The sequence below is a fragment of the Lichenibacterium ramalinae genome, assembly GCF_004137085.1.
Taxonomy (GTDB): Bacteria; Pseudomonadota; Alphaproteobacteria; order Rhizobiales; family Beijerinckiaceae; genus Lichenihabitans; species Lichenihabitans ramalinae.
This window is the reverse complement of record NZ_QYBC01000013.1, coordinates 122,630-140,375: the sequence shown is the minus strand read 5'-3', so window position 1 is coordinate 140,375 and position 17,746 is coordinate 122,630. Positions and strand designations below refer to the sequence as shown.

Sequence of the window (17,746 nt, the reverse complement as noted above, 5' to 3'; positions counted from 1 at the left end):
ACGGCCGCCGGCGATCGGCGTCAGATCAGCTTGGCCATCGCCACGGCCGTGTCGGCCATGCGGTTGGAGAAGCCCCATTCGTTGTCGTACCAGCTCATCACCCGCACGAAATCGCCGTCGATCACCTTGGTCTGGTCGGTGTGGAAGATCGACGAATGCGGGTCGTGGTTGAAGTCCGACGACACGTTCGGCAGGTCGGTGAAGCCGAGCACGCCCTTCAGCTCCTGGGAGGCGGCGCGGCGGATGGCACCGTTGATCTCGTCGACCGTGGTGGCGCGCTTGGTCTTCACCTTGAGGTCGATGAGCGACACGTTGGGGGTCGGCACGCGGATGGCCGAGCCGTCGAGCTTGCCCTTCAGCTCGGGGAGCACGAGGCCGATGGCCTTGGCGGCGCCCGTCGAGGTCGGGATGGAGGACAGGGCGGCGGCGCGGGCCCGGTACAGGTCCTTGTGCATCGTGTCGAGCGTCGGCTGGTCGCCCGTGTAGGAGTGGATCGTCGTCATGAAGCCGTGCTCGATGCCGATCGTGTCGTTGAGGACCTTGGCGACCGGGGCGAGGCAGTTGGTGGTGCAGGAGCCGTTCGACACGACGAGGTGCTCGGCGGAGATCTTGTCGTGGTTGACGCCGTACACGACCGTGATGTCGGCGCCGTCGGCCGGGGCCGACACCAGCACGCGCTTGGCGCCGGCCTTGAGATGCAGCGAGGCCTTCTCCTTCGAGGTGAAGATGCCGGTGCATTCCATTGCGATGTCGATGCCGAGCTCGCCGTGCGGCAGCTGCGACGGGTCCTTGATGGCCGTGACCTTGATGGGGCCGCGGCCGACGTCGATCGTGTCGCCCTCGACCGTGACGGTGTGGGGGAACCTGCCGTGCACGCTGTCGAAGCGAAGCAGGTGGGCGTTGGTCTCGACAGGGCCGAGGTCGTTGATCGCCACGACCTCGATGTCGTCGCGCCCCGACTCGATGATGGCCCGCAGTATGTTGCGGCCGATGCGTCCGAACCCGTTGATGGCGACCTTCACGGCCATGGCGGCGATCTCCCTTCGCTCCGTTGCGCCACACACCTAGAGCAGGACGGGATGCGTTGGAAACGCATTCGCGCGCCTGGCCCGCGAAACTGCTCCCGACGGGCGCCCGCGTTGACCTCGCGGGCTTTCACCGCCAGGGTTGCGGCGAGCGCCCGCCAGCGCCCGACTCCCCGGGGATCCATGGACCTGCCCGATCGCCTCCAGCGCGCATTGCAGCGCCTGAACGGCGCGCTCGATGCGCTCGAAGCCGCCGCGGAGCGCCGCGCCGAGGCCGAGGCTGGCCGCGCCGACGCCGAGGCCGAATTCTCCGTCATGCAGGACGACCGCTCGCGCCTCGCCGTCGAGCTCGATGCCGCCCTGGCGCGGGCGCGCGGGCTGGACCGGGCCGTCGACGAGGTGTCGGGCCGGCTCGACCGGGCCGGCGCCACGCTGCGCGACATCGTGGAGGCGCTCGCGTCGGGCGACGCCGCCGCCAGCGGCCCGGCGTGAGGCCCCCATGGCGCAGGTGAACGTCAGGATCGCGGGCCGGATCTACCGCATGGCCTGCGGCGACGGGGAGGAGGAGCACCTGACCGGCCTGGCGGCCCGCCTCGACGCCAAGATCGTGGAATTGCGCGGCGCCTTCGGCGAGATCGGCGACGGGCGCATCACCGTGATGGCGGCCCTGACGATCACCGACCAGCTCGCCGAAGCCGAGCGCCGCATCGCCGCGCTCGAAGCCGAGAACGACGCGCTGCGGGGCGCCGAAGCCGCCTACGAGGCGCGGACGGCGGCGCTGGCCGAAACGCTGGCCGGGGCGCTCGGCGCGGCCGCGGCCCGCATCGACCACCTGGCCCAGACCCTGGACGGCGTATCGCGGGATTGAGCCGGCGGCCGGACCGTGATGCCGTCCGCCCCGTCACAGGCCCGAGCGCTCGGAGCGCTCGATCGCCCGATGCAGCTGGAGGTCCACCTCGCGGATGTCGCTCTCGGACAGGCCCTCGGACCAGGCGATGCACCGGTCGGAGGCGATGGCGAGCGCGCGTTCCCGCTCGGTGCCGCGCCGCATCAGCGGGATGGTTTCGCCGAACATGCAGCCGGCGTAGCGCTCGGCGCGCGTGTAGTGGTGTGTCACGGCCTGCGCGGTGCCGACGGCGCCGGCGAGCCAGGCGAGGGAAAGGGCGACCGTGAGGCGCATGGCACGGAAGCTAGGGCGCGGCGTTGCGGCGTCCAGCCTCCGTGATGGCCGTGCGGCGCCACCGTCCGACGTGGACGGAGGCCGACCGACGGCCCGGTTCCGCGCCGGCCGCCGGGAGGCGGCGGCGCGGATGGGTGTCGTCAGGGCGCGTATTCGAGCTCGAGGGCTCCGACGCCGGCCGCGACGTTCAGGCCGGACTGGGCCTCGACCGAGAGGGGCTGGAGCGTCAGGCCGCCGTTGGCGCCGCCGATCAGCGCATTGGCACCGACCCCGACGCCGACCGTCGCCGACGCCGTCGCCCCGGTGAAGGTGCCGGCGAGGGCGCCGTTGCCCACCGCCCCGCCGAGCGAGACGACGTCCCAGGTCAGCTTGCCGGGCCCCTGCGGCCCGATGTCGAGGCCGTAGCGGCTGATCGTGCCGACGTAATGCTGATGCGGGGCGCCGTTGGCGGGCGAATATTCGCAGTTCAGCGCGCGCCGCGACGTGATGATGAAACCCACCCCGCCCGACACGTTGCAATAGAGCTGCCCGACGGGGCCGGCGAGCGCCGGCGCGGAACCGCAGGCGAGGCCGGCGAGCAGCGCGCCAGCGCCGAGGGCGGCGGCGAGCGCCTTGGTGGGATGGGGCATGGGAAGGTCTCCGGCTGAGGCACGGGCGGCGCGGCGATCGCGCGGCCCCGTCCCTTGAACAGGGACAATGTGGCCCCGGTCCCGCCGGGTCCCCGGCACGCCCGCTTTCCGCCCCGCCTGTGGCATGACGGCCGCAGGCGAGGGGTGTCGCGGGCGAGGGGAAGGACGGCGCGCCCCGTCAGAGCAGCGAGGCGGTGAAGTTCTGGATCTTGGTGCAGGCCTTCTCCAGCAGGTCGTTCGAGGTCGCATAGGAGATGCGGAAGTTCGGGCCCGTGCCGAAGGCCGAGCCGTGCACCGCCGCGACGCCTTCGGCCTCGAGCAGCTCGGTGACGAAATCCTCGTCGGTCTCGATCACCTTGCCGGAGGGGGCCGTGCGGCCGATGAGCTCGGCGCAGGACGGGTAGACGTAGAAGGCGCCCTCGGGCGTCGGGCACTTCAGCCCGCGGGCCTGGTTCAACATGGAGACCACGAGGTCGCGCCGCCCCTCGAAGACCTTGCGGCTCTTGGGGATGAAGTCCTGCGGGCCCTCGAGCGCCTCGACCGAGGCCCATTGCGCGATGGAGCAGGCGCCGGAGGTCTGCTGGCCCTGCAGCATGTCCATGGCCTTGATGAGCCGGTCGGGACCGGCGGCGTAGCCGATGCGCCAGCCCGTCATGGCGTAGCTCTTGGACACGCCGTTCATGGTGAGGGTGCGGTCCATCAGGCCGGGCTCGACCTCGGCGGGGGTGCAGAAGGTGAAGTCGCCGTAGACGAGATGCTCGTAGATGTCGTCGGTCAGCACCCACACGTCGGGGTGGCGCAGGACGACGTCGGTCAGGCGCTTCATCTCGGCGCGCGAATAGGCGGCGCCCGAAGGGTTCGAGGGCGAGTTCAGCAGCACCCACTTGGTGCGGGGCGTGATGGCGCGCTCGAGGTCTTCGGGCTGCAGCTTGAAGTTCTGCTCCAGCGTCGTCTGCACCACCACGGGCGTGCCGCCGGCGATCAGCACCATGTCGGGGTAGCTGACCCAGAACGGCGCCGGGATCACCACCTCGTCGCCCGGGTTGCAGGTCGCCAAAAAGGCGTTGAACAGGATCTGCTTGCCGCCCGTGCCCACGATGGTCTGGGTGGGCTTGTAGTCGAGGTTGTTCTCGCGCTTGAACTTCTTGGCGATGGCCTCGCGCAGCGGCACGATCCCGGGGACGGGCGTGTATCTCGTCTCGCCCCGGCGGATGGCGGCGATGGCGGCTTCCTTGACGTTGTCGGGCGTATCAAAATCCGGCTCGCCGACCGACAGGCTGATGACGTCGCGCCCCTTGGCCTTGAGGTCGCGCGCTTTCTGCGTCACCGCGATGGTGGCGGAGGGTTTGACGCGGGCCAGCGTGTCGGAGATGAAGGCCATGGGATCGCTCCGTTTCTTGTGAGGCGGCGCAGCTATAGATCAGAGCGGGCCGGGCCGGAAGCGCGCCGCCCGCGAAATGCCGCCGGACCCTTGCTGCGGCGGCCTCCGCACCGACATGCCGAACGGGATGCGGGGCGCGGCGGCGGCAAGGGAGTGGCAAGGCGGCGGCTGGCGTTGGGGCAGGGTGGCGAGGCGGCGATGGCGGGTCGGGATAGCGGGCGGAAGCGCCCGGCGCTGAGGAGCTTCGGGCTGGTCCTGGCCGGCGTGCTGCTCGCCGTCGCGCTCGGCGGCACGGTGCTGCTGGTGGACCTGAGATTCGCCGGCGGCCGCATCATCAACGCCGCCATGGGAAGCGGGGACTTGGCCGATGCCTGCCGCAGGCCCCTGCAGCAGCGGCTCGCCGAGAAGGGGTTCGAACCGGCCGACCTCGAATTCGGGCCCGAGCCGGCGCTCGGCTCGCCCTGGTCGCGGGAGCGGACCTTCGGCGACAGCTTCACCTTCCGGGACGGGGCGGAAGCGGTGCGGGTGGACGGCGTCGTGGCCTGCGTGGTGTCGACGGCGGGGGCCAGGGTCGAGTTCCGTGTCGCCAGCCCGCCGCATCGGAACGCCTGAACCCGCCACGGCCGGGGCCGGCGGCCCGACATGGAAAGGGCGCCTCACCGGGGGTGACGCGCCCTCATCCGTCTTCTTGTGCCCTTGCCGGAGGGCCCGGGTCGAAACCGCGCTCGGCGGACATCGACGCGGCCTCACATCATCGCGGCGGCGCCGATCATCAGCCAGGCCGTCAACGCGCCAGCGGCGATCCACATCGTCTTGTCCATGTCCAGTCTCCATTCGTTGCTGAAATGCTAACGTCACGGAGGCCGGAAAAGTTCTGGGGCACGCGATATCGATGTTGACGGGGCGGATTCATTCTGAATTCGCCTGCCGCCCCCGCGACCGGTCCGCGGGTCGCGGCATGCCGGCCCGGCGTCAGGCCGAGCCGTGGGAGCGGCGGTCCTGCTCCTCCTGCGCGTAGCGGCGGCGCTTCGCGTCGTACATGGCGGCATCGGCGCGCCGGGCGGTCTCCTCGAGGCGCTCGCCCGCCTGCGAGGTGGCGTGGCCCATCGACAGTCTCAGCGCGATGCCCGGGTAGAACTGGTTGTTCATGGCCTGCAGGTCCTCGATGTCGACGACGACCTGGGCGGCCGCCTCCGTGTCGAGCCCGGGCAGGATCACGGCGAACTCGTCGCCGCCGATCCGCGCCGCATGGCAGGGCTTGGCGATGGCCGACGAGATGACCTCGGCGGCGCGGCGCAGCAGCGAGTCCCCGGCTTCGTGGCCGGAGCCGTCGTTCGCCGCCTTGAGGCCGTCGAGGTCGATGACGATGAGCGAGACCGGGCTCGGCCCGCGGCGCTGCAGCCGGTTGAGTTCCTCGACGTAGAAGGTCCGGTTGTAGAGCTTGGTCAGCACGTCGTGGTTGCCGAGGAACTCGAGATAGGCCTCGGCCTTCTTGCGCGCCGTGATGTCGGTGAGGGCGACCTGCACGAGCGACCAGTCCTTCTCGTGTCCCGGGAACACCGAGAACTGCAGGTGGAGGTGGAGGGCCTGGCCCGACAGCGTGTAGTTCACCACCTCGCGGCGCTGGAACAGCTTGCCGTCCCAGAGGTCGATCAACTGCTCGCGGAAATGGCCCCGCATGTCGTCCCGAAACACGTCGCCGAGGCGGGCCAGCAGGGTCGGCTGGTCGCCGGCCTCGAACAGGTCGAGCGTGTGGCGGTTCACCTCGATGACGCGGATCTCCATCATGCAGCGCTCGACGAAGTCGGGGTGCACGTCGGTGAAGGTGCGGAAGTCGGTGATGCCGCGCTCGCGCAGCGGGTCGATCAGGGACTTGATGGCGCTGAAGTCCTCGACCCAGAGCGACACCGGCGAATGTTCGAACAGGCCACGGGCGTAGTCGCCGCTGTCGGCGAGCCGCCGGCGCGCGCTTTCCCGCTCCGTCACGTCCTCGAGCGACACCATCACGCGGTCCCAGCGGTCCTCGTGTCCCGGCAGCACGGCGCCGGACAGCTGCACGTCGATCCTGCGCCCCGACAGGCTGTAGTTGACGGTCAGGCCGGAGAAGGTCGAATGGCCGTCCCAGAGCTGGACCAGTTCGTCGACGAAGGCGGTCAACATGTCGCCGCTGAAGATGCCGCCGAGGTTCGCCACGAGGTGGTCGCGGTCCCGCGCCTCGAACATGTCGAGCGTCCGGCGGTTGACCTTCAGCACCTGGATCCGGGCCGAGCAGGCGGAGATGCGGGCGGGATCGGCCGCCAGAAAGGCGCGCAGGTCGGTGACGCCGGAGCGCCGCCAACCCGCGAAGAGGTCGCGGATGCCGCTGTAGTCTTCCAGCCAGAGCGACACCGGCGCGAGATCGAACATGCGCGCGTCGTCGGCCGCCGCGACGCGCGAAGCGTCCGGCGAGTCGTGCCCGTCCTGCATCGGCTTACATAGCCCTCATTCAGCGACGGCATGTGACCGTATCGGCGCTGATTTGACAATCACCCGGATGGCGGCTCGCCCTCCGCGCGGCCGGCGCGCGCCTGTCGCGCGCCCCGGCGCCGGCTGACCAGGATCTCGGCCAGGGTGACGGGGCGGAAGTTCTGGGCGTCGACGCCGACGTCGTATTGGCGCGGCATCGGGGTCAACTTGCCGTGGGAATGGCCGTGCAGGTTCACGGCGCCGCGGCCGATGCCGTTCCAGGTGCGGAACGCGTAATGGCACAGCACCAGGGGGCGCCCCTCGACGGCGATCTCGGCATAGGGGGTCACGGAGGCCCACCCCGGCAACGCCAGCGTGGCGGCGCCGTCGTTGTTGCCGGTGACGAGGTGCTTTTCGCCCGCCAGGGCCGACAGGATCGCGGCGATGCGGTCCGGCGCCGGCCCGAGCGCGAAGTCGCCGAGGTGCCAGACCGTGTCGTCCGGCCCCACCCTGGCGTTCCAGCCTTCGATCAGCCCGGCATCGTGGGCGTCGAGCGTCGGAAAGGGCCGGTGGTCGAAGCGCAGCGCGCGCGTGTCGCCGAAATGGGTGTCGCTGGTGAAGAACGTCGTCATGGCGCATGAACGCCCGAACCCGGCACGGAGGTCGCGCGCCCCTGGCCGTCGGGCGTCCGGCGTGCCACCTCAAGGCATCCCAAAGGCACGGGAGGCGAGCCGGTGGCCATCAGATTCGTGAACACGGAGCCGGTGGCCGAGACGCCCGAGCCCCCCGAGGCGGCGGCGGCGGCGCCACCTCGGTCCCGTCGGCGCAGCGCCGAAGCGGAGCCCGAGCCGCCGCCGGACGCCGCCCCGGAGGAGGCGCCCGACCCCGCGCCGCGGTCGCGCCGTCGCGGCGGGAGCACCCGCGGCGGCGACGAGCCTGCTGCCGCCGCCGACGTGGTCGCGGGTCCGGCGCCCGGAGAGGCCGCCGCCCCGCCCGACGCCGCCCCACCCGAGGCCGTGGCGACTGCCCTGCCGGGCTTCGAGGATCGTCCGAAGCCGCGCCGCCGCGCCGCCCGGCCCTATCGGGGCTTCGGCTGAGCTCCGCCGGGTCTCCGGCGCCCGGGCGTCGCGGACGTGTCGCGCGTGTCTGGGTGATCGGGGGGACGGGCCGTCGTCCGGACACGCTCAGTTCAGCGCTTCGGCGGCCTGGCGCCCTCCGGCCCGCACCCGCCGGTGCCCGTCGCCCTCCGCCACGGCGACGATGCGGTCGCGCCCCGCCCGTTTGGCCGCGTAGAGCCGCTCGTCGGCCAGGGCCATGACGCCGACGGGGTCGATGGCCTCGTCGCGGCTCGCGAGACCGATGCTGGCGGTGACCCGCAGCGCCGGATGGACCTCGCGCCAGTCGAGCGCCGACAGCATCGCCTGGACGCGCCGGCAGACGGCGAGCGCCTCGTCGTCCTCCGTGCCCGGCAGCACGAGCACGAATTCTTCGCCGCCCATGCGAGCCGCGACGTCGCCGCCGCGCACCGCCGCCCCGAGCAGCGCGCCGACGCGGCGCAGCACCTCGTCGCCGAGCGCATGGGAGAAGCGGTCGTTGATGCTCTTGAAGTGGTCGAGGTCCAACACGGCGACCTGGAACGGCTGCGCCGCGTGCCGGAGCCGATCCAGCGTTTCGTCGAGGAGGCGCCGGTTGCCGAGCCCCGTGAGCGCGTCGATGCGGCTCGTCTGGGTGAGTTCGTCGGCCCGGAGCTTGAGGCGGTCGACCTCGTAATGGAGCTCGGCCAGCCGGACGCGGCGCTGCACCTGCTCGGCCGCCAACGTCGCCTGCGTGTCGTGGAACTGCTTGAAGAGGGCCAGGGCGAGGTCGAACCGCCCGAGGCTCTCCTGGATCTCCGACATGATCCTGAGCGCGTGGGCGCGCGAATCGGTGTTGCGGGACTCGCGGGCGAGGGCGAGCGCCCGGTCGCAGACCGGCAGGGCTTCGGCGCCGCGCCCCTGGCGCACGAGGAGGCCGCTCCGGGTGTAGAGGAAATGCGCCAGGGCGCGGACGCCGGGCTCCAGCGGCAGCTCTTCCCAGCGCGCCAGATGCGCTTCGGCGGCGTCGAGCCCGCCGCGCGCCACCTCGTATTCGGCGGCGTTGCAGAGCGCCAAGCGGGCACACCAGGGGGCCGGATGGGCGCCACCGGGCGCGGTGATGGCCAAGGCTTCGCCGTTGATCGCCAGGGCGTCGTCCAGCGCGGCCCGCGCCTCGGCCTCCTCGCCGAGGCCCGCGTGCCGGTAGCCCGCCTCGGACCGGATGCCGGCGAGGTTGATCAGCCACCAAGCCACCAGTTGCGGGTTTCCGTGCCGGCGCGCCAGCGCCAGCGCCCGCAGGCTCAGGGTATCGGCGCGGTCGATCTGCTTGCAGCTCCAGAAGACCACGGCCAGCACGTTGGCGGCCCAGCTTTCCGCTTCCAGGGCGCCGGGCGCCTCGGCCGCGCCGAGCGGCTCGGCTGCCCCCACCGCCGCCAGCGCCGCCTCGATGGCGGCTTCCGTCAGCCCCGTCTCGAGCAGCAGCCAAGCCACCACGGCCTGCGCCACGACCTCGCGGGCGGCGAGGCCGAGCGTGCCGAAGAGCCGCCGCGCTTCCTCGCCATGGCCGAGGCCCATCTCCACCTCGCCGACCTGGAAGCAGGCCCAGGCGACGGCCAGCGCCGCCTCGGCGGCCGAGCCGTGGTCGCCCCGGGCTTCCGCCGAACGCCGGGCGGCGAGGCCTATCGCCAGGGCCGTGACCGGGTCGCCCGCCTTCGCGGCGGCCGTGCAGTCGGCGAGATCGGAACCGTCGTCACGCATCGGGCTCGGTCCGGCGCCGCGATGCCACGACAGGCCCGACGCGAGATGTGATGGATGCGAAGGTCGCATGCGACATCGCAAGCCGCAATCGCGCCATGCCGGCATCGTTGACGAGCCGTAGCGCGATGCCGCCGCATCGCCGCCGTGGGGACGAAGGATCCGTTAAGGACCGTGGGCGGGCTCGCGTTCCGAAACTGGCGCATGCCGGGCGGTCTTGGTCTATTGGCTCCGCGCCGGCTGCCGTCAGGCGGTGGTTTCGAGCAGCGCCTTGGCGAAATAGTCGTGCGGACCCGCGACGCCCGGCAGGGCGAAGAAATAGCCGCCGCCGACGGGCTTGATGTATTCTTCCAGGGGCTCGCCGTTCAGCCGCGTCTGCACGGCGATGAAGCCGCGGTCGAGGTCGGACTGGAAGGACGAGAACAGCAGGCCCATGTCGAGCTGCCCCGCCTTGGTGAGGCCGTTCGAATAATTGTAGGCGCGGCGCAGGATGACGCTGTCGGCCGAGGCGGCGTCGCGCGGGTTGGCGCGGCGGATATGGGCGTCGAGCGGCACGCGCCGGCCCTCGGGGTCGGAGCCGTAATCGGGCAGGTCGCGCTCTTGGGCGAGGCCGAGCGGTGCCCCTTCGGCCTTGTCGCGGCCGATGATGGTTTCCTGCTCGCGCAGGGGCGTCCTGTCCCAGCGCTCGACCAGCGTGCGGATCACGCGCACGACGTGGTAGGTGCCCCCGGCCGTCCAGGCGGGCTCGCCGGCGCGGTCGTCGACCCACACGATGCGGTCCATCAGGGCCTCGTCGCGGGCATCGAGGTTCGCGGTGCCGTCCTTGAAGCCGAGCAGGTTGCGCGCGGTGTCGCGGCCCTGGGTCTTGATCGTGTGGGGCGGCAGGAAGCCGTCCTGCTTCCAGCGCAGCGCCAGCCCGTCCGGGAAGTCCTTCAGCAGGGCGCGCAGCGCGTGGATGTTGGTTTCGGCCGTGTTGGCGTTGAACTGCACCAGCAGGTCGCCGTGGCAGCAATCGTGGTCGAGCGCGTCGTTGGGGAAGGCCGCCATGGCGGCGAGGCGCTTCGGGCGGTGCGCGGCGAGGCCGAAGCGCCCGTCGAACAGCGAGGCGCCGAAGGCGAGCGTCATCGACAGGTTGTCGGACATGCCGCCCGGGCCGAGCAGGCCGCTGTCGGGGGGCGGCAGCTTGGCGTCGGTGGGGGCCGGCATCTCGCCCGCCATCAGGGCGGCGGTGCGGGCCGTGAGGCGCCGCATCAGCTCGGCGAGTTCCGCGCGGTCGTCCGCCAGCACGTCGAAGGCCGCCACCAGCGCCGCGGCGGGCTGCGACGTCACGATGCCGGCCTGGTGCCGGCCGTAGAAGGGCTGGCGGTCGCGCGTGCCGTCCGCGTCGGGCGCGGCGCGGCGCTCCTCCTCGGCGTTCGCGGCCCGGGCCGCACCCGGGGCGAGGCCGGCGGCACCCGCGAGGCCGAAGCCCACCAACAGGCTGCGGCGCCCCGGGCAGGCCGGCGCCTCCTCCGGCGCGGGCGCGGCGGGGCGGGCGAGGCCGCCGAACGGGCAGCGTCCCAGGATGGTCTTGCGCTCCGTCATGGTCGCAGCTCCCGTGTCAGAGTCCGTGACTGCATCGCACTCGTGCCTGAACGCCCACCGGTGTCATCGCGGAAGACCCCCGGCATGTCGGGGAAGCGGGCGTTCATCCACGGGCTCTCAGTCGATGCCGAGCGTGCCGCGCAGGGTCGACAGGTCCTCGGCGAGGGCCGTCACCGGGCCCTTCAGCCGATTGCGGTCCTCGGGGGCGAGCTTGTCGTAGGATTCGAAGCCCTGGCCGTTGCGATACTTGGCCAGCACGGCGTCGACCTTGGCGAAGTTGCCCTTGACGCGGGCGACGAGGGCGGGGTCGCGCTTCTGCACGAGCGGGTCGAGCAGCGCGACGATCTTCTGGGCGCCGTCGACATTGGCCTGGAAGTCGAAGAGGTCGGTGCGGCTGTAGCGGTCCTCCTCGCCCGAGATCTTCTTGGAGGCGACTTCCTCGATGAGGTCGGCGGCGCCGCCCACCATGCTCTTCGGCGTGATGGCGAGGCCCGAGACGCGCCTGTGCAGGTCTTCGGTGTCGGCCATAAGCTTGTCGGCCACGGGCGCCAGCCCCGCCGTCGACTTGTCGCCGAACAGCCCCTTCTCGATGCGGTGGAAGCCGGTGAAGCCGGGGTCCTCGGCCTTCTTCTCGAAATCGTCCTCGCGGCTGTCCATGGAGCCGTCGAGGTCGTTGAACAGCTCGGCGATGGGCTCGATCCGCTCGTAATGCTGGCGCGTCGGGGCGTAGAGGGCCTGGGCGTCGGCGAGCTTGCCGGCCTTCACGGCCGCCGTGAAGGCGCGGGTCTCGGTCACGAGGGCGTCGATCTCCCGGGTGACGTAGACCTTGTATTCCGCCAGCGGCCCCACGAGGTCCATGGGCGACACGGCGGCCGGCTTGGCGTCGGCCGCGGCCGGCTGGCTCGCCGCCACCTTCAGCACGCCCTTGGGGTTCGACAGAAGCCCGCAGGTCATCTGGTAGTCGCCGGCATCCAGCGTCGCCGTGATGGTCTGGGTGAAGCCCGGGATGATGTTCTCGCGCTCCTCGACGACGTCGACGCCCTTGAGGATCTCCCATTCCACGGCGCGCTTCGAGGCGTTCTTGATCTTGAAGACCGACTTGCCGGGCACGACCGCGACATTGGCCGGCTCGCAGCCCTTGTCGGAGATCGTCACCCCGACCGGCGCGGTGTCGGCGGCACGGGCGGCGCCCAGAGCGCCCGCGGCGCAGAGCGCGGCGAGGCTGACGGTGAGGCGGGCGGCGGTCGTCATGGGGGCTCGATCCTGAGGTGGGGAGGTCGGAGGGGTCAGGCGGGGCGCGCGGCGGGCACGCCGGGGCGGCCGGGGGCGAAGAGCAGCCACAGGGCCGGGACGAGGAAGGCGAGGTAGACGGCGACCTCGCCCACCGTGGGGGCATCCTGGTAGCCGAAGATGCCGGACAGGAGCGTGCCGACCGTGCCGTCGGCGGGCAGCACGTTGGACAGGTCGAAGGCGCGCTCCTGCAGCCCGTTCCACAGGCCCGCCTCGTGGAAGGCGCGCAGCGCCCCGGCGAGCAGGCCCGCCGCCACGAAGACGATGAGGCCGGAGGTCCAGGCGAAGAAGCGGCGCAGGTCGAGGCGGTAGCCGCCGTAGGTCACGGCCGCGCCGAACGCCACGGCGGAGACCACGCCGAGCAGGGCGCCGAGCGGCGGGCCCCAGCCGAGGTCCTGCTGGAAGGTGGCGAGCAGGAAGAAGACCGATTCCAGCCCCTCGCGCCCGACCGCGAAGAAGGCCATCAGCACGAGCGCCATGGCGCCGCCCGACCGGCGCGACAGCGCCGCCTCGACGGAGCCGTGCAGCTCGCTCCTGATGGACCGGGCGGCCTTCTTCATCCAGAAGATCATGGAGGTGAGCACCCCCACCGCCACCAGAGCCACCGCACCCTCGAAGAACTCCTGCTGCTTCTGCGGGAACTCGGCTTCGGCGGCGTTCATGGCGATGCCGAGCGCGAGGCAGATGGCGGTGGCCAGGACCACGCCGGCCCACACCGCCGGCATGAAGCGCGAGCGGCCCGTCTGCTGGAGGTAGCCCGCCACGATGCCGACGATCAGCGCCGCCTCGATCCCTTCGCGCAGCATGATGAGATAGGCGACCAGCACGGCGGCGTTCTCCTGGTGGGGGCGATCAGTGGTCGGGTTAGGACCGTGTCGTCGCGTCTTCAAGCCAAATCGACAGTCGCGGCCTCAACTTAGAACGGCTGGAAACTGCGCGGCCTCCAACTCGGAACGGGTCCAATCTGTTGTTTCGAACGGTCCTAAACTGCGATGCCGCACCGGGACGGCGAGGTCGGCGAGGGCGAGGCGCAACGCTTGCGGCAGGCGGTCGCGGGCCGCGATGGGCCGCCCGGACCGGAGCGCCGTCAGGGCGGCGACGAGGTCGGCCTCGTCGGCCGACAGGGACCGGCACGGCGGCAGAAGCAGCAGCAGCGCCACCCCCTCGCGCCGCGCCGCGCGCAGCAGGGCCGCGGACCGCGCCACCACCAGCGCGCCGTCACGGGGGCCGAAGGCGGCCTCGGCCTCGGCGAAGGCCGCGTCGAAGCAGGCCGCGTCGCCCGTCTCGGCCGCGGCGGCGACGAAGCGCAGCGCCAGGACGAGGGCGCGCTCCGGCCCCTCGCGCGGCAGGGCTGCGGCCGCCTCGGCCCGGCAGGCGCGGTCCGGGCAGGCGATCTCGGCCGGGGCGGCGGCGAGGGGGCAGCGCCGGGGCAGGGGGCTCATGCCGCCGCCCGTCAATGCAGGGTGGCGGCGGCGGGCCGCGGCCGCCCTTCCGGCGCCGGGACCGGCTCCTCGGGGCCGGGCTGCGGCAGCAGCACACCGACGGTGGCGATGGCGGCGCCGAGCTCCATCAGGGAGCGGCCCAGCAGCGCGCTGGCGGGCGGCGCCAGGATCTCGGCGAAGAGCCGGGCGAGGTCGTCGCGGTCGTGGCGCTGCGCCGCCGCCACGGCGGCGAGCAATCGGGTCTCGTCCTCCGACAGGCCGGGGTGGGGCGGGCAATGGACGGTGAGGGGCCGGGACGTGCCCAGGACGAGGCGCGTCATGGCGTCGTCGAGCGCCACGGCGGCGGCCGGCGCGCCGATGTTGGCGAAGGCCGAGGCGACGGGCTCGGCCGGCAGGCGTCGGCCCCGGCAACAGCAGGCCCAGGCCCGAAAGCTCCACAGGACGAAACGTTCCGACAGCGCCAGGGCTTCGAGGGGGCTGGTGGACGCCTGCGGCGCGGCGTGGATCATGGCGGCATCTCCGGCCAAAACGGCCCTGGAGGGGGGAAGCGGGGCCGACGGGCGGGTGGCTCCGCGCCCGTCGGCCCCTCGTCTTCCGATGCCGTGATCGAGCCGTCAATATAGGCCGGATCTATTGGAAAGTTTCGAAATGGAGATGAGAACAAGTCCAGATTATCTGCGGCCCGGCATCGCCCGGCGCTCCCGGGCTGACGGCAATGCTCTCGGGCAGCATCGGCCGTCTCCGAGTCGCATTGGCGACTCCAAGCCGATGAAACTGCTCTCCATTCGGAACTGGAGCGAATTCGCCGAAGGCGAAAGCGCTCTCGGTCCGATGTTCCTGCGGATGCGCCGGAGCCGACGGCGCTTCGGATCTGCCGCGGGCCCCCGCGGCGCCTTCTGCCCGCGGGGCTCGGCGCCACGCGACCCGGTGGTGCCGCCCGATCGCCACCTGCCCTACCGGTCCCGGCCCGGCACCCAGAGCACGTCGCCGTCGCGCAGGTGGTTGCAGTGGCGCGACGCCACGAAGAGGAAGTCGGACAGGCGGTTGGCGTAGGCGATGGCGGGGTCGCCGACCGTCTCCCCCTGGCCGACCTTGAGGTCCACCATGAGGCGCTCGGCGCGGCGGCATATGGTGCGGGCGAGGTGGAGCGCGGCGGCGGCCGGCGTGCCGCCGGGGAGCACGAAGCTGCGCAGCGGCGCGAGGTCGGCGTTCAGCGCGTCGATCTCGCGCTCCAGCCGGTCCACCTGGCTCTGGACGACGCGCAGCCGGCCCCCCTCGGCCTCGGCTTCGGCCGGCGGGGTCGCGAGGTCGGCGCCGAGGTCGAACAGGTCGTTCTGGATGCGGCCCAGCATGGCGTCGAGCTCGGGCGATTCCGTCGCGGCCGAGAGCCGGGCGAGGCCGATGGCGGCGTTGCACTCGTCGACCGTGCCGTAGGCGGCGACGCGGGCATCCGACTTGCGCCGCCGCTCGCCGGAGCCGAGCGCGGTCGACCCGTCGTCGCCGGTGCGCGTGTAGATGCGATTGAGGATCACCACGGCATCACCCCCTGAAGTACAGCACCGTCATGACCACCAGGATGGCCACGAACTGGAGCCCGACGCGCCAGCGCATGAGGCGCTGGGACGTGTTGGAACTGCCGCCCCGGACCATGTTGACGAGTCCGGCCAGCAACACGGCGAAGACGAGCCCGATCGCGACCAGGATGAAAGCGTTGGCGGTGGCGGCGGACATGGGATGGGCACCGGGGCGGGACGATCCACGACCTTACGCGATCCCGCGGCGCGCCGGTAGCCGGGCCCGGGCGGTCACGAACGCGCGGGGCCGTCGCCGCGGCTCCGCCCCTTCGCGTCCCGCCGCGGCTCTGCCTGTCCGCGCCCGGCGCGACGTCACCCCGGCATCATGCTCTTGACCTTGGCGGCCCAGAGCACGTCGGCGTCGAGCACCGGCTCGCCGAACTGGCCGTGGAGGGCGAAGCGGCCCTCCATGCGGCCGCGCAGCAGCTGTTTCACCAGCACACGCCCGTCCGCCAGCCCCACCACGCAGAGCCGGCCCACGAGGTCGTCCGTCACGGGCTCGCGCCGGTCGTCGAAATACACCCGCCAGCCGTTGAACAGCGGGCCCAGGCTCTCGCCCCGTACCTCCGCCGCCACCGTTTCGGGCGTGCCGTCCTCGGGCGCTGGCGCCTCGTCGAGCGGGCCCTGGGTTTCGGCGTAGAAATGCATCTCGGTCCCGGCCCCCACGTAGCCGGCGATCGGCACGCTGCCGGCCCGCTCCGTCACCACGTCGCCGGGGTCCACCCCGTAGGCCTCGCCGGCGAGCTTGATCCACTTGTCCGACAGGCGCCGGCTGCCGCCCTCGAGCTTGGCATATTGGTTGCGGGTGGTTCCCAGGGCGGCGGCGGCCTCGTCCTGCGTCCAGCCGCGGCCTTCCCTCAGCTGTCGCAGGTTGTTGGCCACGGCGATCCCCAGGAACATGCCCAAAATGGGCACAAACGCTTGACGGACGTGCCCAATATGGGCATATTAGCCGGGTCGGGGGCGAGTCGTCCAGACCCTCCGGCCCCGCAACCCCTGACAATGTTGGACATCATGGTCCCGTCGACGTCGGCTTTCGCCGCGGAGCGCCCGGTCGCGCCCGCTTATCCCTGGTTCCCGCCCGCCGCGACGGCCGTCGTCGGGCTGGCGCCCCGCGCCTGCCGCTGGCCCCTGGGGGAGCCGCGGAGCGCGGGTTTCGCCTTCTGCGGCGCGGCGCGGCGGGCCGGCGCCAGCTATTGCCCGCAGCACGCCGGGCTGTCGCGCCACGCCGGGCCGGGGAGCCGGGCATGAGCCCGCCGCTCGTGCTGCGCGCGCCGCGCCGGCGGGGCGCCTTTGGCCTCGACGAGCGCCGCCGGCCCGACCCCGCCCGGGTGGAGGAGGGTCTGCGCGGCTTCCTGGCGCTGCGCCTGCCGGAGGTTTGGCCGCTGTCGCCTGGCGGGGCTGAGCCTGCCGACGCCAGCGGGCGCACCCTGGCGCTGCTGCTGCCGCGCGGCCATGTGGCGCTGCTGCGCATCGAGCGCGACCCCGAGCGCCCGGGGCCGGCGGCCTGCGCCCTCGCCGAGCGCTGCATCGCCCTCCGCATCCCCCACGCCGTCGTGTCGAGCCTGGCGGAGGGCCGGGCGGCGTTGCGCCGGCTCGGCGTCGAGCGGCCGCCCGGCGGCCCGGGCCCGGCGCGCGGCGGCCCGACGCTCGCCTCCGTCTTCGGGAGGGCGTGACGGTGCCGCGCCGCAAGGTTGAGGCCGTGTCGCTGGCCGGCGGGCGTGTGGCGCCCGGCCACCAGGACGCCACGCCCGAGCGCCTGCGCCACGCCCGGCAGGACGGCGAGGCGCCGGTGGCGGCGGGCGGCCTGCGCCGCATCTCCGACCCCTTCGACGTCTTGCGGGCCCGCAACCTGCTCGACCGCCACGACATCGCCGCCAACGAGACGCTGTGGCACGCCGGCGACCGTCTGCGCGCCCACTGGCATCGCGCCGGCCTCGACGCCCTGTCGGCCGTCGACCTCGCCCGTCCCCACGTCGACGGCGGCAGCGCCGACCCCACCCCCGGCGACGCCGCCCGCCGCCACCGGGACGCCCTGCGCCGGGCCGAAGCGGCCGTCGGGGTGCGCCTGATGCCCTATGTGGCGGGTGTGGTGCTGGCCGCCCGCCCCGTCGCGGCCCTGCGCGACCTCGTCGCCGACAGCGCCCATGCCCGCACCGCCGAGGCCCTGGCGCTGGAGCGGCTGCGCGAGGGGCTGCACCGGCTGTGCGAACACTGGGGCATGAGCGCCGCGGCGCGTCCGCTGCCGCTGGCGCGGTGGCGGGCGGAGACGTGAGGCAGGGGTGCCGTATGCCCTTGTCAGTCGAGCCCGCCACCGGCTATCTCGACCGGGCAGGCCGCGCGTCGGGGGATCGGTGGATCGTCGTCG

22 protein-coding genes are annotated in these 17,746 nt (G+C 72.7%); 7 read left to right on the top strand and 15 right to left on the bottom strand.

From position 1 onward, the window contains the following. Window positions 1–20: 20 nt before the first annotated feature. A complete protein-coding gene (gene gap, locus D3272_RS16270; protein WP_129220261.1) occupies window positions 21–1,028 on the bottom strand; it encodes a type I glyceraldehyde-3-phosphate dehydrogenase in 1,008 nt (335 codons plus the stop codon). Between the two features lie 180 nt (window positions 1,029–1,208). On the opposite strand from gap, the gene D3272_RS16265 reads away from it, so the two are divergent. After that, complete coding sequence (locus tag D3272_RS16265; protein ID WP_129220260.1) at window positions 1,209–1,517, top strand: DUF4164 family protein; 309 nt, start codon at window positions 1,209–1,211, stop codon at window positions 1,515–1,517. 7 nt (window positions 1,518–1,524) lie between these two features. Beyond that, window positions 1,525–1,893, top strand: coding sequence for a cell division protein ZapA (locus tag D3272_RS16260; RefSeq protein ID WP_129220259.1), 369 nt, complete (start codon window positions 1,525–1,527; stop codon window positions 1,891–1,893). 33 nt (window positions 1,894–1,926) lie between these two features. On the opposite strand, the gene D3272_RS16255 is transcribed toward D3272_RS16260, so the two are convergent. The 3 genes from D3272_RS16255 to D3272_RS16245 form a co-directional block, all read right to left on the bottom strand. Then, window positions 1,927–2,205 carry a hypothetical protein gene (locus D3272_RS16255; protein WP_129220258.1) on the bottom strand — a complete coding sequence of 93 codons (279 nt, stop codon included), beginning with the start codon at window positions 2,203–2,205 and terminating at the stop codon, window positions 1,927–1,929. Window positions 2,206–2,345: 140 nt separating this feature from the next. After that, entirely contained in the window at window positions 2,346–2,834 is a 489-nt protein-coding gene (locus D3272_RS16250; RefSeq protein ID WP_129220257.1) for a DUF992 domain-containing protein, read from the bottom strand. 178 nt (window positions 2,835–3,012) lie between these two features. Next, window positions 3,013–4,215, bottom strand: a complete 1,203-nt coding sequence (locus tag D3272_RS16245; protein ID WP_129220256.1) for a pyridoxal phosphate-dependent aminotransferase — start codon at window positions 4,213–4,215, stop codon at window positions 3,013–3,015. 198 nt (window positions 4,216–4,413) lie between these two features. On the opposite strand from D3272_RS16245, the gene D3272_RS16240 reads away from it, so the two are divergent. Beyond that, complete coding sequence (locus D3272_RS16240; protein WP_129220255.1) at window positions 4,414–4,827, top strand: hypothetical protein; 414 nt, start codon at window positions 4,414–4,416, stop codon at window positions 4,825–4,827. A 360-nt stretch (window positions 4,828–5,187) separates the two neighbouring features. Here D3272_RS16240 and D3272_RS16235 read toward each other — a convergent pair whose 3' ends face one another. Together D3272_RS16235 and D3272_RS16230 are read right to left on the bottom strand one after the other, a co-directional pair. Beyond that, window positions 5,188–6,621, bottom strand: coding sequence for a sensor domain-containing diguanylate cyclase (locus tag D3272_RS16235; protein ID WP_245496613.1), 1,434 nt, complete (start codon window positions 6,619–6,621; stop codon window positions 5,188–5,190). Window positions 6,622–6,740: 119 nt separating this feature from the next. Continuing rightward, the gene (locus D3272_RS16230; RefSeq protein WP_129220253.1) at window positions 6,741–7,292 is read right to left on the bottom strand and encodes a metallophosphoesterase family protein; all 552 of its coding nucleotides are present in this window, start codon (window positions 7,290–7,292) and stop codon (window positions 6,741–6,743) included. 102 nt (window positions 7,293–7,394) lie between these two features. Here D3272_RS16230 and D3272_RS16225 point away from each other — a divergent pair, with 102 nt between their 5' ends. Continuing rightward, window positions 7,395–7,757 carry a hypothetical protein gene (locus tag D3272_RS16225; protein ID WP_129220252.1) on the top strand — a complete coding sequence of 121 codons (363 nt, stop codon included), beginning with the start codon at window positions 7,395–7,397 and terminating at the stop codon, window positions 7,755–7,757. Window positions 7,758–7,844: 87 nt separating this feature from the next. On the opposite strand, the gene D3272_RS16220 is transcribed toward D3272_RS16225, so the two are convergent. The 9 genes from D3272_RS16220 to D3272_RS16180 all read right to left on the bottom strand — a co-directional run bounded on the left by D3272_RS16220 (window position 7,845) and on the right by D3272_RS16180 (window position 16,293). Next, a complete protein-coding gene (locus D3272_RS16220; protein ID WP_129220251.1) occupies window positions 7,845–9,491 on the bottom strand; it encodes a GGDEF domain-containing protein in 1,647 nt (548 codons plus the stop codon). 243 nt (window positions 9,492–9,734) lie between these two features. Next, a complete protein-coding gene (gene efeB / locus D3272_RS16215; protein ID WP_129220250.1) occupies window positions 9,735–11,072 on the bottom strand; it encodes an iron uptake transporter deferrochelatase/peroxidase subunit in 1,338 nt (445 codons plus the stop codon). Window positions 11,073–11,189: 117 nt separating this feature from the next. Beyond that, window positions 11,190–12,323 (bottom strand): iron uptake system protein EfeO, encoded by a 1,134-nt coding sequence (efeO, locus tag D3272_RS16210; RefSeq protein ID WP_129220249.1) that lies wholly within the window; start codon window positions 12,321–12,323, stop codon window positions 11,190–11,192. A 35-nt stretch (window positions 12,324–12,358) separates the two neighbouring features. Next, entirely contained in the window at window positions 12,359–13,189 is an 831-nt protein-coding gene (gene efeU / locus D3272_RS16205) for an iron uptake transporter permease EfeU (RefSeq protein WP_129220248.1), read from the bottom strand. An 84-nt stretch (window positions 13,190–13,273) separates the two neighbouring features. Then, window positions 13,274–13,804, bottom strand: a complete 531-nt coding sequence (locus tag D3272_RS16200; RefSeq protein WP_129220247.1) for a hypothetical protein — start codon at window positions 13,802–13,804, stop codon at window positions 13,274–13,276. Window positions 13,805–13,815: 11 nt separating this feature from the next. Next, window positions 13,816–14,313, bottom strand: a complete 498-nt coding sequence (locus D3272_RS16195; RefSeq protein ID WP_129220246.1) for a hypothetical protein — start codon at window positions 14,311–14,313, stop codon at window positions 13,816–13,818. A 444-nt stretch (window positions 14,314–14,757) separates the two neighbouring features. Continuing rightward, on the bottom strand, window positions 14,758–15,339 hold the full coding sequence (locus D3272_RS16190; RefSeq protein ID WP_129220245.1) for a cob(I)yrinic acid a,c-diamide adenosyltransferase: 582 nt from the start codon (window positions 15,337–15,339) through the stop codon (window positions 14,758–14,760). Between the two features lie 4 nt (window positions 15,340–15,343). Further along, window positions 15,344–15,535 (bottom strand): twin transmembrane helix small protein, encoded by a 192-nt coding sequence (locus tag D3272_RS16185; protein WP_129220244.1) that lies wholly within the window; start codon window positions 15,533–15,535, stop codon window positions 15,344–15,346. 155 nt (window positions 15,536–15,690) lie between these two features. Next, the gene (locus tag D3272_RS16180; RefSeq protein ID WP_245496612.1) at window positions 15,691–16,293 is read right to left on the bottom strand and encodes a helix-turn-helix domain-containing protein; all 603 of its coding nucleotides are present in this window, start codon (window positions 16,291–16,293) and stop codon (window positions 15,691–15,693) included. Between the two features lie 24 nt (window positions 16,294–16,317). Here D3272_RS16180 and D3272_RS16175 point away from each other — a divergent pair, with 24 nt between their 5' ends. The 3 genes from D3272_RS16175 to D3272_RS16165 are packed head-to-tail and all read left to right on the top strand — an operon-like array spanning window position 16,318 to window position 17,653. Continuing rightward, window positions 16,318–16,629 (top strand): GcrA family cell cycle regulator, encoded by a 312-nt coding sequence (locus D3272_RS16175; protein ID WP_129220243.1) that lies wholly within the window; start codon window positions 16,318–16,320, stop codon window positions 16,627–16,629. Continuing rightward, on the top strand, window positions 16,626–17,054 hold the full coding sequence (locus tag D3272_RS16170; protein ID WP_129220242.1) for a hypothetical protein: 429 nt from the start codon (window positions 16,626–16,628) through the stop codon (window positions 17,052–17,054). The genes D3272_RS16175 and D3272_RS16170 overlap by 4 nt, the downstream gene beginning before the upstream one ends. Further along, a complete protein-coding gene (locus D3272_RS16165) occupies window positions 17,051–17,653 on the top strand; it encodes a hypothetical protein (protein WP_129220241.1) in 603 nt (200 codons plus the stop codon). Before D3272_RS16170 ends, D3272_RS16165 begins: the two co-directional genes overlap by 4 nt. Window positions 17,654–17,746 lie beyond the last annotated feature (93 nt).

Coding starts and splice junctions, on each gene's coding strand:
- D3272_RS16195 (WP_129220246.1), bottom strand. CDS start 14,313: ATGATCCACGCCGCGCCGCAGGCGTCCACCAGCCCCCTCGAAGCCCTG.
- D3272_RS16230 (WP_129220253.1), bottom strand. CDS start 7,292: ATGACGACGTTCTTCACCAGCGACACCCATTTCGGCGACACGCGCGCG.
- D3272_RS16200 (WP_129220247.1), bottom strand. CDS start 13,804: ATGAGCCCCCTGCCCCGGCGCTGCCCCCTCGCCGCCGCCCCGGCCGAG.
- D3272_RS16255 (WP_129220258.1), bottom strand. CDS start 2,205: ATGCGCCTCACGGTCGCCCTTTCCCTCGCCTGGCTCGCCGGCGCCGTC.
- D3272_RS16170 (WP_129220242.1), top strand. CDS start 16,626: ATGAGCCCGCCGCTCGTGCTGCGCGCGCCGCGCCGGCGGGGCGCCTTT.
- D3272_RS16220 (WP_129220251.1), bottom strand. CDS start 9,491: ATGCGTGACGACGGTTCCGATCTCGCCGACTGCACGGCCGCCGCGAAG.
- D3272_RS16240 (WP_129220255.1), top strand. CDS start 4,414: ATGGCGGGTCGGGATAGCGGGCGGAAGCGCCCGGCGCTGAGGAGCTTC.
- D3272_RS16250 (WP_129220257.1), bottom strand. CDS start 2,834: ATGCCCCATCCCACCAAGGCGCTCGCCGCCGCCCTCGGCGCTGGCGCG.
- gap (WP_129220261.1), bottom strand. CDS start 1,028: ATGGCCGTGAAGGTCGCCATCAACGGGTTCGGACGCATCGGCCGCAAC.
- D3272_RS16265 (WP_129220260.1), top strand. CDS start 1,209: ATGGACCTGCCCGATCGCCTCCAGCGCGCATTGCAGCGCCTGAACGGC.
- D3272_RS16235 (WP_245496613.1), bottom strand. CDS start 6,621: ATGTTCGATCTCGCGCCGGTGTCGCTCTGGCTGGAAGACTACAGCGGC.
- efeO (WP_129220249.1), bottom strand. CDS start 12,323: ATGACGACCGCCGCCCGCCTCACCGTCAGCCTCGCCGCGCTCTGCGCC.
- D3272_RS16245 (WP_129220256.1), bottom strand. CDS start 4,215: ATGGCCTTCATCTCCGACACGCTGGCCCGCGTCAAACCCTCCGCCACC.
- D3272_RS16185 (WP_129220244.1), bottom strand. CDS start 15,535: ATGTCCGCCGCCACCGCCAACGCTTTCATCCTGGTCGCGATCGGGCTC.
- D3272_RS16260 (WP_129220259.1), top strand. CDS start 1,525: ATGGCGCAGGTGAACGTCAGGATCGCGGGCCGGATCTACCGCATGGCC.
- D3272_RS16175 (WP_129220243.1), top strand. CDS start 16,318: ATGGGCATATTAGCCGGGTCGGGGGCGAGTCGTCCAGACCCTCCGGCC.
- efeB (WP_129220250.1), bottom strand. CDS start 11,072: ATGACGGAGCGCAAGACCATCCTGGGACGCTGCCCGTTCGGCGGCCTC.